Raw genomic sequence first — 17599 nt, forward strand, 5'->3', positions numbered from 1 at the left:
TGTCCTGAAGTAATTGCGTGAGCCGAGCGTCGTCAACTGCTTCTGGCCCTACCGAGGCGAATGTCTCTTGATCCACCAGCCATTGCAGCTGGTAGCTACTGGCCAGCAGTCGAATTCGTTTCAGAATGGACCGCCGAGTGATGTGATCAAGTGCTATGGCACGGGCGCTACTGGTTGCCCCGGGATGCTGCAAAACCGCCAGTGACGGTGACCGTCCGCCGACGTGCCGTGCTGCCTTTCTAGCCAGTGCTTCGGCCAGTGCTTCCAGTGCTGCCCGTTCCATCTTCTTTTTTCATCCCCCTGATCTTCTGCCGAAGCCGTTGCGTGAAATCCACGACATTACTCACGGTTACTGCGCTTTCATCCCGTGCTTGCAGGTAATCGATCGCCAACAGCACCAGCTCTGCGTCGTCAACATCCGTTGGGTCGAACGGAAGGTCGAGGTTGCTGCACGCATGGGAAGTGAGTGCGATTGCCGAGGCCAGTGTTGCAGCCGTAGGTCGCAAAGTGCGAGACGATAGGTGCGGAATTGACGCTTCGGAGACCGTAAGAAGTTGGGGCGCATCTGCCTGAATACCGTGGGCACAATCCATCCAGCCGTGCGGCAGGCCAATGATGAGCTCCAGCTTCCTGGCTACGTCATCACCCATCTTCTTTCCAGCGTAGAGCTGACTCAGGAAGGACGGGGCAAGGTCGAAGCTAATCGCAACGTCCTTCTTCGTCATCTTGCGACCCGCCGGCGCTTGTTGAGTCCGGTCGTCCACGAGTGTGCGGAAGTTCGAGTGCCGGGTACTGATCACGTCCATGCGCTCAGAGTAGCCAGCAGCTAATCTGTTTTGTTTAGCTGACAGCTTGACGTCGGGATGTAGCTCGTGGCTAAATATCCCGCATATGGACCTACTCACTTTCATTTCCGACTCCGATCGCAAGCGTCTGCTTGCCGCGCTCACGGGCTCCTCCGAGGGATACCTGTGGCAGGTGGCCACCGGGTGGCGAGGGAAAAAGGCTTCTCCTGAGCTCGCGAAAGCGATTGCCAGAGCCACATTGGAAATCGGTCCGGAGCAGGTTCCGTTGGAAGCGATTCGCCCCGATCTCTGGGGTGCTGGTATGGAGGCTGCGTAGATGGAGCAGGTGATTATTCTGGCCGATGACCTCAGCAACGCCGAAGTCGGCGCGGTGCTGGACGGGCCCTTGATCGAAGGCGCCGCCGGTTTCGAGCCGTGCCTCACAAGCGACCAGTGGTCCTCCCTTATCCAGCAGCGCCAGGCCGCCGGTCGACCGCTGCACCTTGCAGAGGTGCGCTGAGATGACTACTCGCGCTGCCGTTGGCGAGCCCTTTCTTCTCTCTCGCGGGTACGCCGGAGATGCTGGCGCAACAGCCACACATTCATGGCCAGGTAGCCGCACGCCACCGCTACATACCCAGTTCGAGCAATCCGCCACACCGTCTCGCTCACTTTCGGAGGTGCGTCCATGAAGAACAGTGCCAGCACTGATAGCACGACGCCGCCGATGGTGAAGATGACTGCTCGTTTGAGTGCGTGGGTTCTTTTTGCATCCATGGCGGCGGGGTTGTTCGCCGATTCTGCTTGGTTGGCATTGGGCCTTTTGGCCTCGTCCGTCATCGCGCTCTCCGTCCATGTCGCCGCTCGCTGGCGGCTGGACAGGATAGCCGAAGCTAGTCACAGGGCCGACCGCAGAGGCGAGGGAAACTGACATGCGGACGTTACACACTGCGAAGGTACTGCGGTTTGCGCTGGCGACCCTGTTCTTGGCTCTTGGCATCGGGTTCCTTGCGGCCGGCGGTGTTGGTCGGCTGGAAGAAGACAGCCACGACGACGCCGGGGCCGAAGCGGACGTCGAAGCGCCGGAGGGCAGTGAACTTCAGGGGAAGGGAGGGGCGCTGGTTCATGGTTCGACATGCTCCTCGCAACGGGAGCGTCGCGCATGAAGCCCGCGCTTCAGTTTTTGCCACCCAGGCAGAGCGTGATCTACCACTACACCGAGCGGATGCTGCGTGAAACCGGTACAAATCGGCGCACGTTCGCGATGGTTGTTGCCGAGCAGTATCTGCAGCTAGTGGCTGAGGATGACCAGGATGTTGCCTTTCGCATCACGCGAGGTGGCAGTGCAGCTGATGGCGACAAGAAGCACAACGGCCAGATCCTTGGGAGGTACTTGGATGGTGTCGTGCGGAAGTTGCCAGCCGATCTTGAAGATGCATGGGTACTTAGTCTGCCGGAGCCCTATCGCTCTGACTGCGAGCGCGACCTGGCGCGTCGTCGCAAGATGCTAGCGGTTCGGATGCCGATCGACGGCGAGGCTGCTCACGCAGTGGGTGTCGCGCGAATGGCTACTGAGTTTGGTGACTTGATGTCGGCCTATGCGCCGGCACTCGCTGACGGGCGAATTGATGCGGCAGACCTACCTCACGCTGGGCGCATTCTGGATGCGTCAGACGATCTCATCTGCGCTGTTGTGGCGATGCGCAGGCAGGTGCAAGCGCTAGTGACAGAAAAGGCTGGTGCGCAATGACCGACAAGGCATGGGTGCCGGCCAACCCACAAGCCTGCCAGCGCGAGATCGAGCGCGCGGCCCTGGCGCTTTCTGAGGGTGCGCACGGTCCTACCGGAGAAGAGGCGATTGCGATCCTGGAACAACAGCGGCGAGAGGAAGCTGCTGCGCACTCTCCGCAGGCTGCGTTGCATCTGGTGGTGGGGCAATGAGCGTTAGCCGTTGCCTGCTGCCCGTAGCAGAAAGGGCAGCTCGCACACCGCGCGTGGAGTGGAAGACGCAGATTGAAGCGCTGCCAGCTAACTGCCCGCACCCCGACATTTGCACCGGGGGTGTTGGATGCCGTGAGCGCGCTGCTGACTACCTGCGGGTGCAGTTCAAAGCGCAGGTAATGCGCGAGCAGGCGAAGGGAGGCAAACGGAGGTGAGTGAGGGTAACAAGATTGATGTGGAGCGCATTAAGGCTGACAACGACATTGCTGTCGTAATTGGCCAGTACGTGCAGCTTCGCAAAAACGGAAGCGAACACACGGCCCGCTGCCCGTTCCACGAGGAGCGCAGCGCCAGCTTCACCGTCAACGCGAGCAAAGGCTTCTACCACTGCTTTGGGTGCGGTGCCCACGGCGACGTAATCGGGTTCGTGCAGGAAATGACGGGTGTAACCTTCGTTGAAGCGTGCGAACAGCTAGGCGCGCAGTGCTTGGGCCCCGCGCTCGAAGGTGTGCAGAAGCAGCTGGATGCCCCGCTGGAGGTGAAGTGGGAGCCAGTTCTGCCTGTGCCCGACGACGCTCCCGAGCTGATGGCCGGCGGCGGATGGACGGTGCCGCTGTGGAACCCGAAGCGCGGGAAAAATACGCGCATGCGGCCCGTTCGTGTAGACGCCTATCGTGATGCCGGGGGGCAGCTACTGGGCTACGTGCTGCGTGCAAACATCACGGACAGCGATACGGGGGGCCAGAAGAAGTGGACGCCACAGGTGACTTGGTGCGTGAGTCCGGATGGCAAGTTCGCATGGTGTTTACAGCACTTCCCTGCTCCTCGCCCGTTGTTGGGCTTGGATGATCTGGCCGCACGCCCCGGCGCGCCGGTTTTACTCGTGGAAGGCGAAAAATGCCGCGCGGCTGGCGCTGGCGCGTTCAAGGGATACGTCGTCATGGCGTGGCCCGGCGGCAGCAACGGAATCGGAAAGGTCGATTGGTCGCCGCTGCGTGGTAGGAATGTGGTGCTTTGGCCTGACGCCGATGAGGCTGGAGACAAGGCCATGTTCGGCTGGAGAAACGACGCGGGCCAGTGCAAACCGGGTATCGCGCAGCTGCTGTGGGAACAGCGCGTAACTTCACTGCGCGCCGTTGATCCGACTGGCATGCCGAAGGGTTGGGACATTGCCGATGCGCTGGGTGATAACTGGTCGCCCCGCCAGCTGGCAGCCTGGGCGCAGAACCACATTGCTGATGTGGTGGTCACGGCATGACGGAGCCAGCGCGCAAGGGATTGAAAGTGATCAAGGGGGGCGGTGGTACGCCACCGCCTGGTGATGGAGAACGTGACAATTCGTGGCGTGGAAGCCTTACATACAACCGCGATGGCAACGTGGAGGGCACGCTCCACAACCTGATCCTGATCATGGAAAACGACGACAGGCTACGCGGCCTGTGGTGGCTCAATGACTCGAGCAACCAAGTGGTGTTGTCCCGTGAGCCGGTATGGAGTGGGGGCAACCAAGACGAGTTCATCGATTCGGATGCCTATGAGCTTGCGGCGTGGCTGCAGCACCCTGATCGATACCGGATGAAGTGCAGTGACGATGCCGTGCTCAAAGCTGTCATCGCCGTGGCCCGGCGATACCGGCGTCACCCGATTCGCGAGTACCTGTCAGCGCTGAAGTGGGACGGCGTGCCGCGTGTTGAAGGGATGCTGGTGGATCTGTTCGGCGCGGCCGATACCAGCTACAGCCGACGCGCAGCGCAATGTTTCATGGTGAGTGCGGTGGCGCGAGTGTTGTGGTTCGATACGAAGCAGCCGGCCGTTGGTGCGCAGGTTGACTTCATGCTGGTGCTGGAGGGCGAGCAAGGTAAGCGCAAGTCGAGCGCGCTGCGGGCGATCTTTGGCAGCCAGTGGTTCGTTGAGACCAGTGAGTCCCCCAGCGCGAAAGACTTCTATCAGGTGATCCAGGGGGCGTGGGGCGTGGAGATCGGCGAGATGGACTCGTTCTCCAAGGCTGACGTGACCAGCGTAAAGACCGCGATAACCCGGCGCGTGGACAAGTTCCGTGCGCCCTATGAGCGGGTGCCACGAGCGTACAGGCGTGAGTGCGTGTTCGCCGGTACCACGAACGAGCACCAGTATCTCCGCGACCCCACCGGTGGCCGCCGCTTCTTGCCTGTGCGCACCGATGGCGAAGTGCTGATCGAAAAAATCACTGAGCTGCGTGACCAATTGTGGGCCGAGGCGGTGCATATGTTCGGCGACGGGTTCGAGTGGTGGACGCTTCCTGAAGATGCAGCCCAGCAACAAGCCGAGCGGTACGTGGGTGACAGCTGGGAAGGGAGAGTGGAGTCGTGGCTGGACATGCGTGCTGATGAGGGCCGGTATCCCGGCAGGTTGAAGTTCGTCACACGAGTGGACTGGACCACAACGGACGAGATCTTGGTGCATTCCATCGGGCTGGATGCGGGCAAGCATGGAAAGCCCGAACAGATGCGTGTGGCTGCGATCCTGAAGACGTCAGGCTGGGAGCAGCAGCGTAAGCGATGGCCAGGGGGCGGGCGCGAGTGGCGCTGGTTTCGTATAGGCGACGTGGACAACTGGTTGTCGCAACAGAGCCGGCGGGCGGAGGAGGTGGTCGATGCTCCTGACTTCTGACCTATGCCGACGGCGGGTGTCCCGACCGTCCCGACCTGTCCCGACCTCTGTCCCGACCTCTAGCCAAGCAGGGCAGGGGTGTCCCGACCGTCCCGACCTTTTTCGCGTGCGCACGTACAGGTTGGGAGTTTTCACAATTCTAAAAATCAATAACAGGTCGGGACAGTTGGGACAGTTGGGACAGATCAATAGCTTCAATGGTTTCGGCCGTCCCGACCTCTGTGAAAGGTCGGGACACGTCGGGACGGCTGGGTTCATCGGTGTTTCACGGGAATCTCGCCGTGGAGCACGCGACGGGGGACGTCATCGCATCCGTTCAGGTTCGGGCGTTCAGGTTCGCGGGTCCTCCCAAGAGGGGGTGGCTACGGGTAATTCGGACCCCGACAAAACGCTAGTCGCGGGGGTTTTCAAGGGGGGTTATGTTGATGCATGACCTGACCTTGCCCATGACGCAGGCTCGCTTTGGCGATCTCGTTGGTATCACCCAGCCGGCGGTGAGCGAGCTGGTCCGCCGCAAGATTCTCCCGGATGGTGCCAGTGCTGACGAATGGCTGCTGGCCTACTGCGATCACCTGCGCGAGATGGCCGCTGGCCGCGGCGGTGAGAGCGGTGCTGAGCTGGTGGCCGAGCGCGCGCGCCTGGCTCGCGAGCAGGCCGACAAGATCGCGATGCAGAACGCCGTCACGCGCGGCGAGCTCGCGCCTGCATATGTGCTGGAGGAAGTTCTCGCCCGCGTCGGTGCGCGAGCCGCCCGTTTGCTGGAGACGATTCCAGGCACGCTGCGCCGCCGGCTGCCGCAGCTGAGTGGCGACGACATCGCCGTCGTAAGCGGCATCGTGGCCAAGGCCCGCAATCTCGCCGCGTCGCTGAAGCTGAGCGATGTGGACGTCGATAGCGATGACGCAGCCGTCGACGATGGTCCGGCTGCTGGTGATGACGAATGAGCCTACTCGCGGGCGTTGATCCGTTGCAGCTGCAGGCCGTTGAGCGCCACCTTGTACGCGGCCTGGCCGCATTTGCGGCGCAAGAGCCGGTGACGCTGGAGTGGTGGGCCAGCGAGAACTTCTACCTGTCCGCCGAATCCAGCTACGTGGAACAGACGTGGACGCCCTGGCCGTTCCAGCGAGCCATGATGGCGGTGATGAGTAACGACGATGTCCGTTTCGTCGATATCAAGAAGTCCGCACGCGTTGGCTACACGAAGATTCTGCTGGCGCTCATTGGCTACAACGCCGAGCACCGGCGCCGTAACCAGGCTCTGTGGCAGCCCACCGACGATGACGCCGAGGACTTTGTAAAGTCCGAGCTCGAACCGATGCTGCGTGACGTGGAAGTCATGCGCAGCGTGTTTCCCATGTACCTCCAGCGGCATAAGGACAACACGCTCCAGCAGAAGAAGTTCATCGGTTCGATGCTGCGCGTGCGCGGTGGCAAGGCCGCGAAGAACTACCGCCGCATCTCCATCGACACGGCCATGCTCGATGAGCTGGACGCTTTCGACAACGACGTCGAGAAGGAGGGCGCACCGGACTTCCTTGCGGGAAAGCGCCTGGAAGGCGCAACTTTCCCTAAGCTCATCTGCGGCAGCACTCCAAAGCTCAAGGGTTTCAGCCTGATCGATCGCCGTTTTAACCAGGCTGATGAGCGCTTCACGTTCCAGATCGAATGCCCGCAATGCCAGGATTTCCATGCTCTCTCTTGGGGTGGCAAGGACGAGCCGCACGGGTTCAAGTTTGAAAGGAGCGAGGCCGGTGAATTGTTGGGCGTGTACCACCTGTGCCCGCACTGCACATTCCCACTTCGACAGGCCGACTTCCTCAACGCCGCCGAGCGTGGCGGGTGGCTCAACGAGCGTGGTGACATTTGGCTGACGGATGAGGGCCGCTTTGTCACACCCAGCGGTGAACCGGTTGCTGCGCCCGCCCATGTGGCGCTGCACGTGTGGACGGCATACAGCCCGACCGTGTCTTGGCTGTCCATCGCGCAGGACTTCTTCGCCGCCTATGCCAAGCAGCAGGAGGGTGACGACTCGCTGATGAAGGCCTTCGTCAATACCACGCGCGGTGAGGCGTGGGAAGGCGAGATCGAACGCACGGATGCCGAGGAGCTACAGGCCCGCGCCGAGCCATTCCCATTGCGTCACATGCCGCGCGACTGCCTGCTTCTGCTGTGCGGCGGCGACACCCAGGGCAACCGCCTCGAGTTCGGCGTGTGGGGCGTTGGCCGTGGCGGCCAGCTGTGGACCATCGATCACCGCGTGTTCTTTGGCAACCCAGCGCAGCAGGCCGTGTGGGACGAAGCCGAAGATTTCCTGCGCACCGCCGAGTACACGCATGTCTGCGGTCGCAGCCAGCGCATCTATGCCACGGCCATCGACTCGGGCGGCCACCACCCGGACGCTGTGTACGCTTTCGCCCACAAGCTCAAGGCACTGAGAGTATTTGCCGTAAAGGGCGCTAGCGGCCAAGAGCGTGCCATCGACAACGGCAACACCCGCGTCGGCTACAAGTGGAACGGTCGCACCGAGCGTAGCGGCCCCGTACTCTGGCACGTCAGCACCAACCTCGCGAAGGATCGCTTCCAGGCGCGGCTCGATGTGGTCGCGCCCGGCCCGGGCTACGTCCATTTTTCCAGTGAGCTCACAGCCGAGTGGTTCAAGCAGATGGCAGCCGAAGTGCGCGCCACGCGCCGTACCAAGGCTGGAACTGAAAGCCGATGGACCCCCATCCGCAAGCGCAATGAGGTCAAGGACTGCAGCACCTACCAAATATGGCTGGAAGAACGCCTCGACCTGTGGTCTCCCCGCAAAGCCAAATGGTGGGATCAACTGGAGGAGCAGGTGCAGCCCGAGAATGACCTGTTCAGCGCACCGCTGCCCGCGGCGGTTCCCGTGGTGGTTTCTGATTCCGCAAAGGCTGCGCCAGCCATCAGGGTGCCGGGGAAACCCATGGGTTCCCGTGAAACATCGCAACAGGACTTCGGCTCCAGCCAGTGGAGCGCCCGTCTATGAGTAATACACGTGATATCGACGCCGTCGAGAACCTGCGCCGTTTGGTCGTGCGTGGCATCGTCGAACAGACCGGTCTCAACGAGGAGCACGCCATGCCGTACGCCACCGCGGTTGTGGCTGTTCTGCAGGAAGAATTCGGGGGTGAACGGTTACACATCCCCAAGCCGCCCGCGGCAGCGACGATCCAGGCGCGCATGGACACCGTCCGACACGAGCTCGAGTCCGGCGCACACTGGCGGGTAGTCTGTCGCCGCCACGGCATTTCACGCACGGCCTTGTACCGCATGTTCCCAGGCGGATTGCCAAAGGCGCATAGCGCAGCGGTCAAATAGCGCAGCTTTCTCATCCGTCCCAGTCTAGTGGCAAAGACTGGGACGATGGATTTTCAAGCTGCTGATTTTCAAGGAATAGATTGGCTTGCAGTCCCAGCTTTCTGGTAACAGTTGGGACGGGCGGATCTTCAAGCTATGCAACATGGCGACGACCGCACAAACCATGCTGCAGACCTACATCAACGCCGAGCAGGCGGTGCTGTCGGGTCAGTCCTGGCGCATGGGCGAGCGTCAGCTCACCCGCGCCGATCTTGCCGAGATCCGCGCCGGTCGTCGTGAGTGGGAGGCGCGTGTCGCGTCTGAAGCTCGTGGCGGCAGTCGCATGTCGGTCGCGCTGGCTGATTTCCGGTGCCGCGAATGAACCGGCTCGATTCCGCCATCGCCGCCATCTCGCCCGGCTGGGGCGCCATGCGCGCCCGTGCCCGCGCAAAAATCGCCGCGTACAGCTCGGCCTACGATGCGGCCAACCCCACGCGCCTGCGGGAGTCCGCGCGCGACTTCGGTTCCGGAAACGCCGTGGTGGCCAGCGGATCCGTCCGCATCCGCACTCAAGCCCGCCACTTGGACCGCAACCACGACATCGTGGTCAACGGCTTCAACCAGATGGTCCAGAACGTCATCGGCCGAGACGGCATTGGCATCGAGCCGCAGCCACGCGATGCAAACGGCGACATCGTGGAATCGCTGGTGGATCAGATCACGCCGCTGCTACGTGATTTCTGGAAGCGCCCGGAAGTCAGCTGGTGCCACGACTTCGGCTCCGCGCAGCGGCTCATGGCCCGCACCCTGTTCCGGGATGGCGAGTGCCTGTATCAGGACCTGATCGGTCCGGTTCCTTTTCTCGATCACGGCACCACCGTGCCTTACAGCATCGAGATGATAGAACCGGACCTGATGCCGCTCGATCTCAATGATTCCACGCGCAACATCATCCAGGGCGTGGAGCGCAACGCGTGGGGTCGCCCCGTTGCCTACCACCTATACAAGCAGCATCCCGGCGACCCCAACGTTCTGATGCCGGAGATCAAGCGCGTCAGCGCGGATTTCGTGCATCACGCAAAAATGGTGGATCGCATCGGACAAGTGCGCGGAGTCAGCGTGCTGGCTTCCGTGCTCACCCGGTTGGATGACCTGAAGGACTATGAGGAGTCCGAGCGCGTCGCCGCAAAGATCGCGGCGAGTATGGCCGCTTTCATCATCAAGGGCGATCCGCAGAGCTACAGCGAGAGCGAAGACAAGCCCAGCGGCCGGCGCATGCGCTTTCAACCTGGCATGGTGTTTGATGACCTGGTGCAGGGCGAAAGCGTTGGAACCGTCGATACCAACCGGCCCAACCCGAACCTTGAAACCTACCGCAACGGCCAGCTGCGCGCTGTTGCTGGCGGCATGCGCGTTTCGTTTTCCTCGCTGTCCAAGAATTACAACGGCACGTACTCCGCCCAGCGGCAGGAGCTGGTGGAGCAGTACGGTGCCTATGGCGTGCTCGCGTACGAAGTCATCTCGCAGATCGTGCGCCCCATCTATGAACGCTTCATCCAGGCGGCCATCGCGTCTGGTGAGCTGGTGATCCCGTCCGGCGTTTCGCGGGCCACCGTTTCCGATGCCATGTTCATGCCGCCGGTGATGCCGTGGATCAACCCCGTCCACGAAGCCACCGGCCTACGGATGATGATCCGCGCCGGCATCCGCTCGCTCACGTCCGTCATCAGCGAGCGTGGCGGGCGCATGTACGACACGTTGGAAGAGATCCGCAACGAGCGTGCCTGGGCCAATGAGCTGGGCATCACGCTGGACAGCGATCCGAAGCAGGTCAGCAATGCGGGCGTTACGCAGGCGCGCGCGGCCGGCGCTGAAATCCCGAACTCATTCGAGGACACCCAATGAATCACCTTCACCCGCACCGGCTGCACGCCGGCATCGCCCTGGTGCTGGCCACATCGTTCTCCTTCGACAACATCGGCCTGGAAACGCTGGCGCCGGAGTCGAAAGGCAAGTCCGTGCTGGCACTCAATACCACCGCTGGTGGCGAGGCCGAACTGCTGATCTACGGTCCCATCGGCGACTACTACTGGGGCGAAGGCGTCACCGCCATGGGTGTGGTGGAGCAGTTGGCCGGTACCAACGCCAGCGTCATTAACGTGCGCATCAACTCCGATGGAGGCGTTGTCACTGATGGCCTCGCCATCTACAACGCGCTCAAGCAGCACCCGGCCACCATTAATGTCACTGTCGACGGTGTGGCCGCCAGCATCGCCAGCCTGATCGCCATGGCCGGCAGTACCCGTCGTATGCACGCCAACACCATGATGATGGTGCATGGCCCGCAGGGCGGCGGTTGGGGCTTTGCAGGCGACCTGCGCGATCGCGCAGACGCCATCGACGTGTACGGTCGCTCGATGCTGGAGAGCTATTCCGCACGAGCCAAGAACCCGGCCGACATCGAAACGATGCTCACCGACCGCAAGGACCACTGGCTCACCGCGGCCGACGCCGTCGCACTCGGCCTGGCAGACGAGATCATTCCTGACGTGCAGCCCGAACCCGCAGACAGTAGCGTGGCTGCTGCCGCATTGCTGTCCTACGTATCGGCCATCTCCAACACCAGCGGCGCGGTGCATGCCTCGCTGCGTCACCGCATCCAGTCGACCACCACGGCGGCTGCCTTCGCCTCGCTTCGCGAGGGACACCAGCGGGCCATCGTTGCCCAACTTGAGGACTCCAGCATGAAACAGCAGTGCCAACTGATCATGGCGCAGGCGGGCACCGCTCCGGCTGCTGCCCCCACCACTGCCGCCGCCACTCCGGCCACCCCGGCCGCGGCCGCTGCACCAGCAGCACCAGCCTCTGTCGCCACCGCACCCGCTCCGGTTGTTGCAGCCGGTACCGCGCCGACCGTCAGCGACGTGCTTGCCGCCATGTCGGCCCGCGCCTCGTCCATCCGCACCGTGTTCGCCGGGTTCCGCGACGTGGCCGGCGTCGCCGCGCTGGAGAACGAGTGCTTGGGCGATCACACCATCACCGCCGAGGTCGCGCAGGGCAGGCTGCTCGCCAAGCTCGCTGCCAGTGGCCAGCCGCTGAATGGTGGCTTCAACCAGCAGATCACCGACGTGGTGCCGGAAGAAGACAACCAGCGCCGTGCCCAGATCAACGCTTTGCTGGCCCGTGCCGGCGTGCTCACCGGCGATGCCGCCGTGCAGGCGCGTGACGGCAACCCCTACGTCAATACAACGCTGTTGGGCCTGGCCGAGCAGTCGCTGATCCGCGCCGGCGTCAACACTCGCAGCATGGACCGCGAGGAAATCGCCCGCCGCGTGCTGGCCGTGCAGACCACCAGTGATTTCCCGGTGCTGCTGGAAAACACCCTGCACAAGATCCTGATCGGCGCCTACAACCTGCAGGCGTTTACCTGGAACCGTTTCTGCTCCACCGGCACCCTGTCGGACTACCGTCCGCACAACCGCTATCACCTTGCCGGCTTCTCCGACCTCAAGCCGGTCAACGAGGCGGGCGAGTACGAAAATGGCGTGCTGGGCGATGGCGAGAAGGAAACCATCAAGGGCGCGCGCAAGGGCCGCATCCTGCAGATCACACCGGAAGTGCTGGTCAACGATGATTTGGGTTCCTTCGTCCGCATCACAACCGCGCTGGGCCAAGCCGCTGGTCGCACCATCGAGAAGGATGTCTACGCGCTGCTGGCGTTGAACGGCGGTCTCGGCCCGGTGATGAGCGACGGCAAGACGCTGTTCCACGCTGACCATAACAACATCGCCGCCGGTGCCGATATCAGCGTCGATGCGTTCGATGCGATGCGCCAGCTGATCGAGAGTCAGATGGATCCGGGCGGTAACGATTACCTGGATATCACGCTGTCGCGCTTCCTCGGCACCTCCGCGATGAAGGGCAAGGCCGGGCTGGTCAACAGCGCCGAGTACAACCCGGACGTCAGCAACAAGTTCCAGCTGCCCAACATCGCGCGCAACACCTTCACCGAGATCATCACCTCGCCGCGCCTGGGTGCCGGCAAGGCGTGGTACGGCTTCGCCGATCCGGGCATCGAGCCGGTCATCGAAGTGGCGTTCCTCAACGGCGTGCAGACGCCCGTACTGGAGCAGGAGAACAACTTCCGCACCGACGGCCTGAGCTGGAAGGTCGTGCACAAGTACGGCGTCGGGGCTGTCGGCTGGCGCGGCGCGGCCCGCAACCCGGGCGCGTAACGGAACAAGCCGGCGGCCTCGAGCCGCCGGCTGCACCGAGCACGTTTCGCATCGAATCCAACAACGCCACTTGAGGACCAACGTCATGGCGAAAAACTACAAATTCCCGGGCGCTGTGATCGATATCACCGCTTCCGCCAACCTCACCAGCGGCCAGGCCGCCATCGTCGGTGCCGTGCTGGCCGTCGCACTGGTGGATATCCCCGCTGGCAGCAAGGGCAGTGCCCAGATTGAGGGCGTGTTCGAGCTGCCCAAGTTGGGAACCGCGGTCGTTGCCAACGGCGCCAAGTTGCATTGGGCCGCATCTGCGGGTCGCTTCATCGTCGCCGCTGCTGCGGCCGGAGATCTAGAGAACTGCGCTGTCGCCGTCGCCGATGCCGGCAATGGTGCCCCCGCGGTGCTGGCCAAGCTGACGCCAGGTGCAGGTGCACTGAAGGCCTGACTTATGCCCGTCATCACCCACAGAACGGCCGGGTGCCGTGGGTGATGGCGGGGCTTCCAGATGAACGAACAGGGGATGACTGTGCGCAGCGAGGGCCTGGCTGAAATGGCAAATCAAACCTCCAATGCCGTCAACGTTGCCACCAAGGTCACCACCTACGGCGGCAGTGTGGGAGCCGTCTTCTTCGGGCTCACCGCAAGCGAAATGGCAGCGGTGAGCGGTGTGGTCATCGGCCTGTTGGGCCTACTGGTCACTGTGATCTTCAAGTTCCGCGACGACCGTCGTAATGCCCAGCGCCATGCGCTGGAGATGCGCCGGCTTCAGCGTGAGGTGGACCACCATGTCTGACAACGAAAGCAAATCCCCCGTAAGAATCCTCGTTGCTGCGCTGGCCCTGTCGGCTGCCGGCCTGATCGGCATCGTGACCCGCGAAGGGTATACGGAGAAGGCCGTCATCCCGACCACGGGTGACGTGCCCACCGCGGGCTTCGGTTCCACCGTGCATGCCGATGGTACCCGCGTGCGCATGGGCGACCGCCTGGATCCAGTTCGCGCCCTTCACACCGCCCAGGCACACATCGCCCGCGATGAGGCACAGTTCCGCGCCTCGCTGCCGGGTGTTGCCCTGACCCAGGGTGAGTACGACCTGTACCTGGATTTCACCTACCAGTACGGCAGCGGCAACTGGCAGCAGTCCAGTATGCGTCGCAATCTGCTGGCCGGCGACTACCGTGCCGCCTGCGATGCGCTATTGCGCTACCGCTATTCGGCTGGCTACGACTGCAGCACGATGGTCAACGGCAAGCTCAATACCCGCTGCGGTGGTGTGTGGACGCGTCAGCAGGAGCGCCACGCCAAGTGTTTGGCCGAGCAGGTGGCGCAATGATCACCCGGATCCTCATCGCCATCATTCTTGCCCTGCTCGCCGTTTTGGTGTGGCAGCGCGGCAGTGTTGCCATCGCGCACCGAGCCGCCGACAACGCCGCAGTCGCCCGTGACGTGGCGACCAGTGAGCGCGACAGCGCCCGCGCCGAACTGGCTCAGGCGAACAACGTCATCACCATCGAGCGCAGCAACGCCGCCAAGGCCAGTGCGCTTGCTGCTCAATTCGAAAAGGACAGAGCTGATGCGCAAGCTGCATCTGATCGTGTTGTTGCTGATCTGCGTGCTGGCAACCTTCGGCTGCACCAGCGCTGGCAAGCTGCAGTCGCTACAGGCGAACTGTCCACGGCCGCCGCAGCCGCCAGCGGCGTTAATGGTGGCGCCGCAGACCGTGAAGCAAGTGCGGGCAGAATTATTGGAGCCGCCTCCGCCTGCGAGGCCCAGGTAGCTGGCTTGCAGGCATTCGCGCGGCTGTGTGCTGCTGGGGGTACTCAGTGAGCCTCGTGCGTATCGCTGTGGATGCGGACAACATGCTGGCCCGGCAGTTCAGCGAGATCGAGCGGCAGAACCTGCCGTTCGCGGTGATGCAGGCGTGCAATGCCACTGCGTTCGAGATTCGGCAGGTGTGGGCGCGCACCGCGCCGCGCGTGTTTGACCGCCCGGTGCCGCTCACGCAGCGCGCCGCGCAGTACCGCAAGGCTACCCGCGCCAAGCTGTTTGCCGAGGTCTACCTGCGCGACGAAGCTGTCGGTGGCACGCCGCCGGCGAAGTACCTGCTCGCGCAGGTCGACGGCGGACAGCGCCGCAAGAAGGGGTTCGAGGTTCTGCTGCAGCAGAAGGGAGTCATGCCGCCCGGCATGTTTGCCATTGCCGGCGAAGGCGCCAAGCTCGACCGCTACGGCAACGTCAGTGCCGGCCAGGTAAGCAAGATTCTGTCGCAATTGGGCGCGCGTCAGGACAGGTATCAGAACAGCACCGAGGCTAGTGCAAAGCGCCGTGGTCGCCGGAAGCGCGGCGGCGAATACTTTGCATTGCAGCAGCGGCGTGGACGTTTGCTGCCGGGCATCTACGAGCGCGTTGGCTTTGCGTTCGGCTCGGCCGTGCGCAGTGTCTTCATCTTCAGCAGCCAGGCCAACTACCGCCCGCGCTACAACATCTTCGTGCTGGCCCAGCGGCAGTGGGATTTGCTGATGCCGTTCCATTTCAATCGCGAGCTGGCCAAGGCGCTGGAGTCGTCGCGGCATCGGGGGCGGTCGTGAGCCAGAAGGCCTTCCTTGCCGCGTTCGATTCCATGGCAATCAACAGTGCCATCGGTGCCGGCATGGGCGATGACGCGAAATACACCGCGCCCGGCGGCCAGCCCATTGCCTGCCGTGTGCTGGTTGACCGTGGCGTGCTGAGTTGGGGCGATGATCCCATGCCGGTTGCCGGTGACAACGTCACCGTGAGCTTCCTGCGCACCGAGCTTGACCCGGTGCGCGGCGCGGTGGTGGTCGTGGACGGCGACATTTACAAGCTCACCGACAAGTTGCGCGACGACGGCTCACTGAGTCGCTGGCAGGTGGCCCGTGGCTGAATCACCGCGCAAGCAGCTTCTGGCTGCATTCGAGCGCTGCTTGGCCGGGATCGTCGCCGGGGGCGAATACAGCACCAGCCTGGGCGCCGTGGTCACGCTGGAGCCCGGGCAGCTCGATCCCGAGCACGTGGACGATGGCATCGCCGTGTACGTCGAGAAGCAGGAGCGCGCGAGCGATTCGGCAGTCACAAACACGCATCGCCTCACGACGGTGGGCATCGTCGTGAAGTGCCGCGCAGCAATGGAAGCCGAGGCCGTCATTGATGTTGCCGTGCAGGACATCGAGCAGGCGCTGCATGGCAAGCCAAAGGAGTGGCCACTCGGCTTCCAGGCCCCGGACTACCAAAGCATGGAATACCTGCGCGCCCCACCAGGGGCCGATTGGGTAGGTGCCTTGCTCCGTTACACCTCCAACATCCCCATCCGCAATCGCTAACCGCCGCCCCGCGGCACAACCGGAGACACCCTCATGCAAGACCAAAGCTACCTGGGCAGCGGCAAGTTGATGATTCGTGAGTTCGGCGCCACTGCGCCCTACGTCGAAATCGGCAACTGCTCCGCCCTCACGCTCAGCCCGCAGAGCGAGAAGAAGACGCTGCCCGACCACACCGCGCCCGGCGGCGGCGTGCGCAACGAAGTTGAGCGCCTGACCGGTGTGGAACTGGGGTATACGTTCCACGACTTTGCACCGGAAAACTTTGCCCGCGCCTTGCGCGGTACCGCCGAGGCTGTCGTCGCTGGCAACGTAGTGGACGAATCCGTTGTCGCCTATGTGGGTGGCTACACGCCGCTTGCCAAGCTGGCATCGGCCGTCACCTCGGTGAAGGACGCCACCGAGGCCACCGTCTACGTTGCCGACACCGACTATGTCTTCCAGGACGGCGGTATCTTCATTCCGGCCGAAAGCAGCATTCCCGAGCCGGTGGCGGGTGCCGCCAACATCAAGGTCAGCTACGCCAACAAAGCCCAGACGAAGGTGCAGGCGCTGGTAAACCCGGCCAAGCAGTACCAGGCGCTGTTCCTCGGCCTGAACGAAGCGCAGAGTGGTAAGGCCGTGCGAATCAGCGTCCACAAGATGAGCGGCGGCTTGATGCAGCAACTTGGCCTCATTGGCGATGACTACGGCGCCGGCGAAGTGACTGGCTCGTTGCAGGCTGACACCACCAAGGCAGCAGGCCTGTCGCGTTACTTCGTGGTCGAGCAGGAGAACGTGGCTTGACCCCCGCCGTAACCGACGACGTGCACGTGCTGGCGCCGGCCAGCACGTCCGTGCAGTTCGCCGGCAGGCAATTAGACGTGCTGCCGGTACGTGCCGGCAATGTGCCGCCGTTGATCCGCGCCGTGGGCCCGATGCTGCAGGCGCTATTTGCCAATGGCGTCGTCAGTGGCGAAGGCGAAGAAGTGGACGTGGATCTGCCGTCGCTGCTGAAGCTCATTGGCGAATCGGGCGACGGCTTCTTCGTCGCACTTGCACTTGTCAGCGGCGTCACCGAGGCCGAGCTGAAAGAGGGCGCTATCGATGACGTACTGAAGCTGGCGCAGGTCTGCATTCGGGTGAACCGCGATTTTTTTACCCAGAACGTCGTTCCGCTCCTGGCCGGCATGGCAAGGCAATTGCCTGGGGTTGGGCCGACGCCATCCAGCTCCTGATCGAGCAGGGGCACAGTTTCACCGAGATCCAGCAGTACACGCTCGGCCAGCTTCGGTGCTTCACCGAAGCGGCTGAGCGCAGCCGGCGCCGCCGGCTCGCCGACGATGCCGTAACCGC

At 63.1% G+C, this 17599-nt stretch carries 23 protein-coding genes; 20 read left to right on the forward strand and 3 right to left on the reverse strand.

Annotated elements, in window-relative coordinates; translation table 11 throughout:
• Positions 1-239: 239 nt before the first annotated feature.
• Positions 240-806 (reverse strand): hypothetical protein, encoded by a 567-nt coding sequence (locus tag AC13FW_RS14035; protein WP_482989459.1) that lies wholly within the window; start codon positions 804-806, stop codon positions 240-242.
• 316 nt (positions 807-1122) lie between these two features.
• Here AC13FW_RS14035 and AC13FW_RS14040 point away from each other — a divergent pair, with 316 nt between their 5' ends.
• The gene (locus AC13FW_RS14040; protein ID WP_482989460.1) at positions 1123-1305 is read left to right on the forward strand and encodes a hypothetical protein; all 183 of its coding nucleotides are present in this window, start codon (positions 1123-1125) and stop codon (positions 1303-1305) included.
• A gap of 5 nt (positions 1306-1310) precedes the next feature.
• Here AC13FW_RS14040 and AC13FW_RS14045 read toward each other — a convergent pair whose 3' ends face one another.
• Both AC13FW_RS14045 and AC13FW_RS14050 read right to left on the reverse strand, forming a co-directional pair.
• Positions 1311-1625, reverse strand: coding sequence for a hypothetical protein (locus AC13FW_RS14045; protein ID WP_482989461.1), 315 nt, complete (start codon positions 1623-1625; stop codon positions 1311-1313).
• 101 nt (positions 1626-1726) lie between these two features.
• Positions 1727-1912, reverse strand: coding sequence for a hypothetical protein (locus AC13FW_RS14050; RefSeq protein ID WP_482989462.1), 186 nt, complete (start codon positions 1910-1912; stop codon positions 1727-1729).
• A 35-nt stretch (positions 1913-1947) separates the two neighbouring features.
• On the opposite strand from AC13FW_RS14050, the gene AC13FW_RS14055 reads away from it, so the two are divergent.
• The 19 genes from AC13FW_RS14055 to AC13FW_RS14145 all read left to right on the forward strand — a co-directional run bounded on the left by AC13FW_RS14055 (position 1948) and on the right by AC13FW_RS14145 (position 17481).
• Positions 1948-2535, forward strand: coding sequence for a hypothetical protein (locus AC13FW_RS14055; RefSeq protein ID WP_482989463.1), 588 nt, complete (start codon positions 1948-1950; stop codon positions 2533-2535).
• Positions 2532-2726: a hypothetical protein gene (locus tag AC13FW_RS14060; protein WP_482989464.1), complete on the forward strand. Its 195-nt coding sequence runs from the start codon at positions 2532-2534 to the stop codon at positions 2724-2726. The genes AC13FW_RS14055 and AC13FW_RS14060 overlap by 4 nt, the downstream gene beginning before the upstream one ends.
• Positions 2727-2937: 211 nt before the next feature.
• Entirely contained in the window at positions 2938-3984 is a 1047-nt protein-coding gene (locus AC13FW_RS14065; protein WP_482989465.1) for a CHC2 zinc finger domain-containing protein, read from the forward strand.
• Entirely contained in the window at positions 3981-5375 is a 1395-nt protein-coding gene (locus AC13FW_RS14070; RefSeq protein WP_482989466.1) for a virulence-associated E family protein, read from the forward strand. Before AC13FW_RS14065 ends, AC13FW_RS14070 begins: the two co-directional genes overlap by 4 nt.
• Positions 5376-5800: 425 nt before the next feature.
• A complete protein-coding gene (locus tag AC13FW_RS14075; RefSeq protein ID WP_482989467.1) occupies positions 5801-6319 on the forward strand; it encodes a terminase small subunit in 519 nt (172 codons plus the stop codon).
• Positions 6316-8385 (forward strand): phage terminase large subunit family protein, encoded by a 2070-nt coding sequence (locus AC13FW_RS14080; RefSeq protein ID WP_482989468.1) that lies wholly within the window; start codon positions 6316-6318, stop codon positions 8383-8385. Before AC13FW_RS14075 ends, AC13FW_RS14080 begins: the two co-directional genes overlap by 4 nt.
• Positions 8382-8717: a hypothetical protein gene (locus AC13FW_RS14085; protein WP_482989469.1), complete on the forward strand. Its 336-nt coding sequence runs from the start codon at positions 8382-8384 to the stop codon at positions 8715-8717. Before AC13FW_RS14080 ends, AC13FW_RS14085 begins: the two co-directional genes overlap by 4 nt.
• Before the next feature lie 85 nt (positions 8718-8802).
• On the forward strand, positions 8803-9078 hold the full coding sequence (locus AC13FW_RS14090; RefSeq protein WP_482989470.1) for a primosomal replication protein PriB/PriC domain protein: 276 nt from the start codon (positions 8803-8805) through the stop codon (positions 9076-9078).
• Positions 9075-10601, forward strand: a complete 1527-nt coding sequence (locus tag AC13FW_RS14095; protein ID WP_482989471.1) for a phage portal protein — start codon at positions 9075-9077, stop codon at positions 10599-10601. Before AC13FW_RS14090 ends, AC13FW_RS14095 begins: the two co-directional genes overlap by 4 nt.
• Complete coding sequence (locus AC13FW_RS14100; RefSeq protein WP_482989472.1) at positions 10598-12931, forward strand: ClpP-like prohead protease/major capsid protein fusion protein; 2334 nt, start codon at positions 10598-10600, stop codon at positions 12929-12931. Before AC13FW_RS14095 ends, AC13FW_RS14100 begins: the two co-directional genes overlap by 4 nt.
• Before the next feature lie 85 nt (positions 12932-13016).
• Positions 13017-13373 (forward strand): DUF2190 family protein, encoded by a 357-nt coding sequence (locus tag AC13FW_RS14105; RefSeq protein ID WP_482989473.1) that lies wholly within the window; start codon positions 13017-13019, stop codon positions 13371-13373.
• A 60-nt stretch (positions 13374-13433) separates the two neighbouring features.
• Positions 13434-13721 (forward strand): holin, encoded by a 288-nt coding sequence (locus AC13FW_RS14110; RefSeq protein WP_482989474.1) that lies wholly within the window; start codon positions 13434-13436, stop codon positions 13719-13721.
• Positions 13714-14259: a lysozyme gene (locus AC13FW_RS14115; protein ID WP_482989475.1), complete on the forward strand. Its 546-nt coding sequence runs from the start codon at positions 13714-13716 to the stop codon at positions 14257-14259. The genes AC13FW_RS14110 and AC13FW_RS14115 overlap by 8 nt, the downstream gene beginning before the upstream one ends.
• Positions 14256-14753, forward strand: coding sequence for a lysis system i-spanin subunit Rz (locus AC13FW_RS14120; RefSeq protein WP_482989476.1), 498 nt, complete (start codon positions 14256-14258; stop codon positions 14751-14753). The genes AC13FW_RS14115 and AC13FW_RS14120 overlap by 4 nt, the downstream gene beginning before the upstream one ends.
• Positions 14750-15514 (forward strand): hypothetical protein, encoded by a 765-nt coding sequence (locus AC13FW_RS14125; RefSeq protein ID WP_482989477.1) that lies wholly within the window; start codon positions 14750-14752, stop codon positions 15512-15514. The genes AC13FW_RS14120 and AC13FW_RS14125 overlap by 4 nt, the downstream gene beginning before the upstream one ends.
• A complete protein-coding gene (locus AC13FW_RS14130) occupies positions 15511-15831 on the forward strand; it encodes a head-tail joining protein (RefSeq protein ID WP_482989478.1) in 321 nt (106 codons plus the stop codon). Before AC13FW_RS14125 ends, AC13FW_RS14130 begins: the two co-directional genes overlap by 4 nt.
• A complete protein-coding gene (locus AC13FW_RS14135) occupies positions 15824-16267 on the forward strand; it encodes a hypothetical protein (protein ID WP_482989479.1) in 444 nt (147 codons plus the stop codon). Before AC13FW_RS14130 ends, AC13FW_RS14135 begins: the two co-directional genes overlap by 8 nt.
• 33 nt (positions 16268-16300) lie before the next feature.
• Positions 16301-17050 carry a phage tail tube protein gene (locus AC13FW_RS14140; protein ID WP_482989480.1) on the forward strand — a complete coding sequence of 250 codons (750 nt, stop codon included), beginning with the start codon at positions 16301-16303 and terminating at the stop codon, positions 17048-17050.
• Complete coding sequence (locus tag AC13FW_RS14145; RefSeq protein WP_482989481.1) at positions 17047-17481, forward strand: hypothetical protein; 435 nt, start codon at positions 17047-17049, stop codon at positions 17479-17481. The genes AC13FW_RS14140 and AC13FW_RS14145 overlap by 4 nt, the downstream gene beginning before the upstream one ends.
• Positions 17482-17599 lie beyond the last annotated feature (118 nt).

The sequence above is a fragment of the Stenotrophomonas sp. 21LCFQ19 genome, from assembly GCF_056861425.1.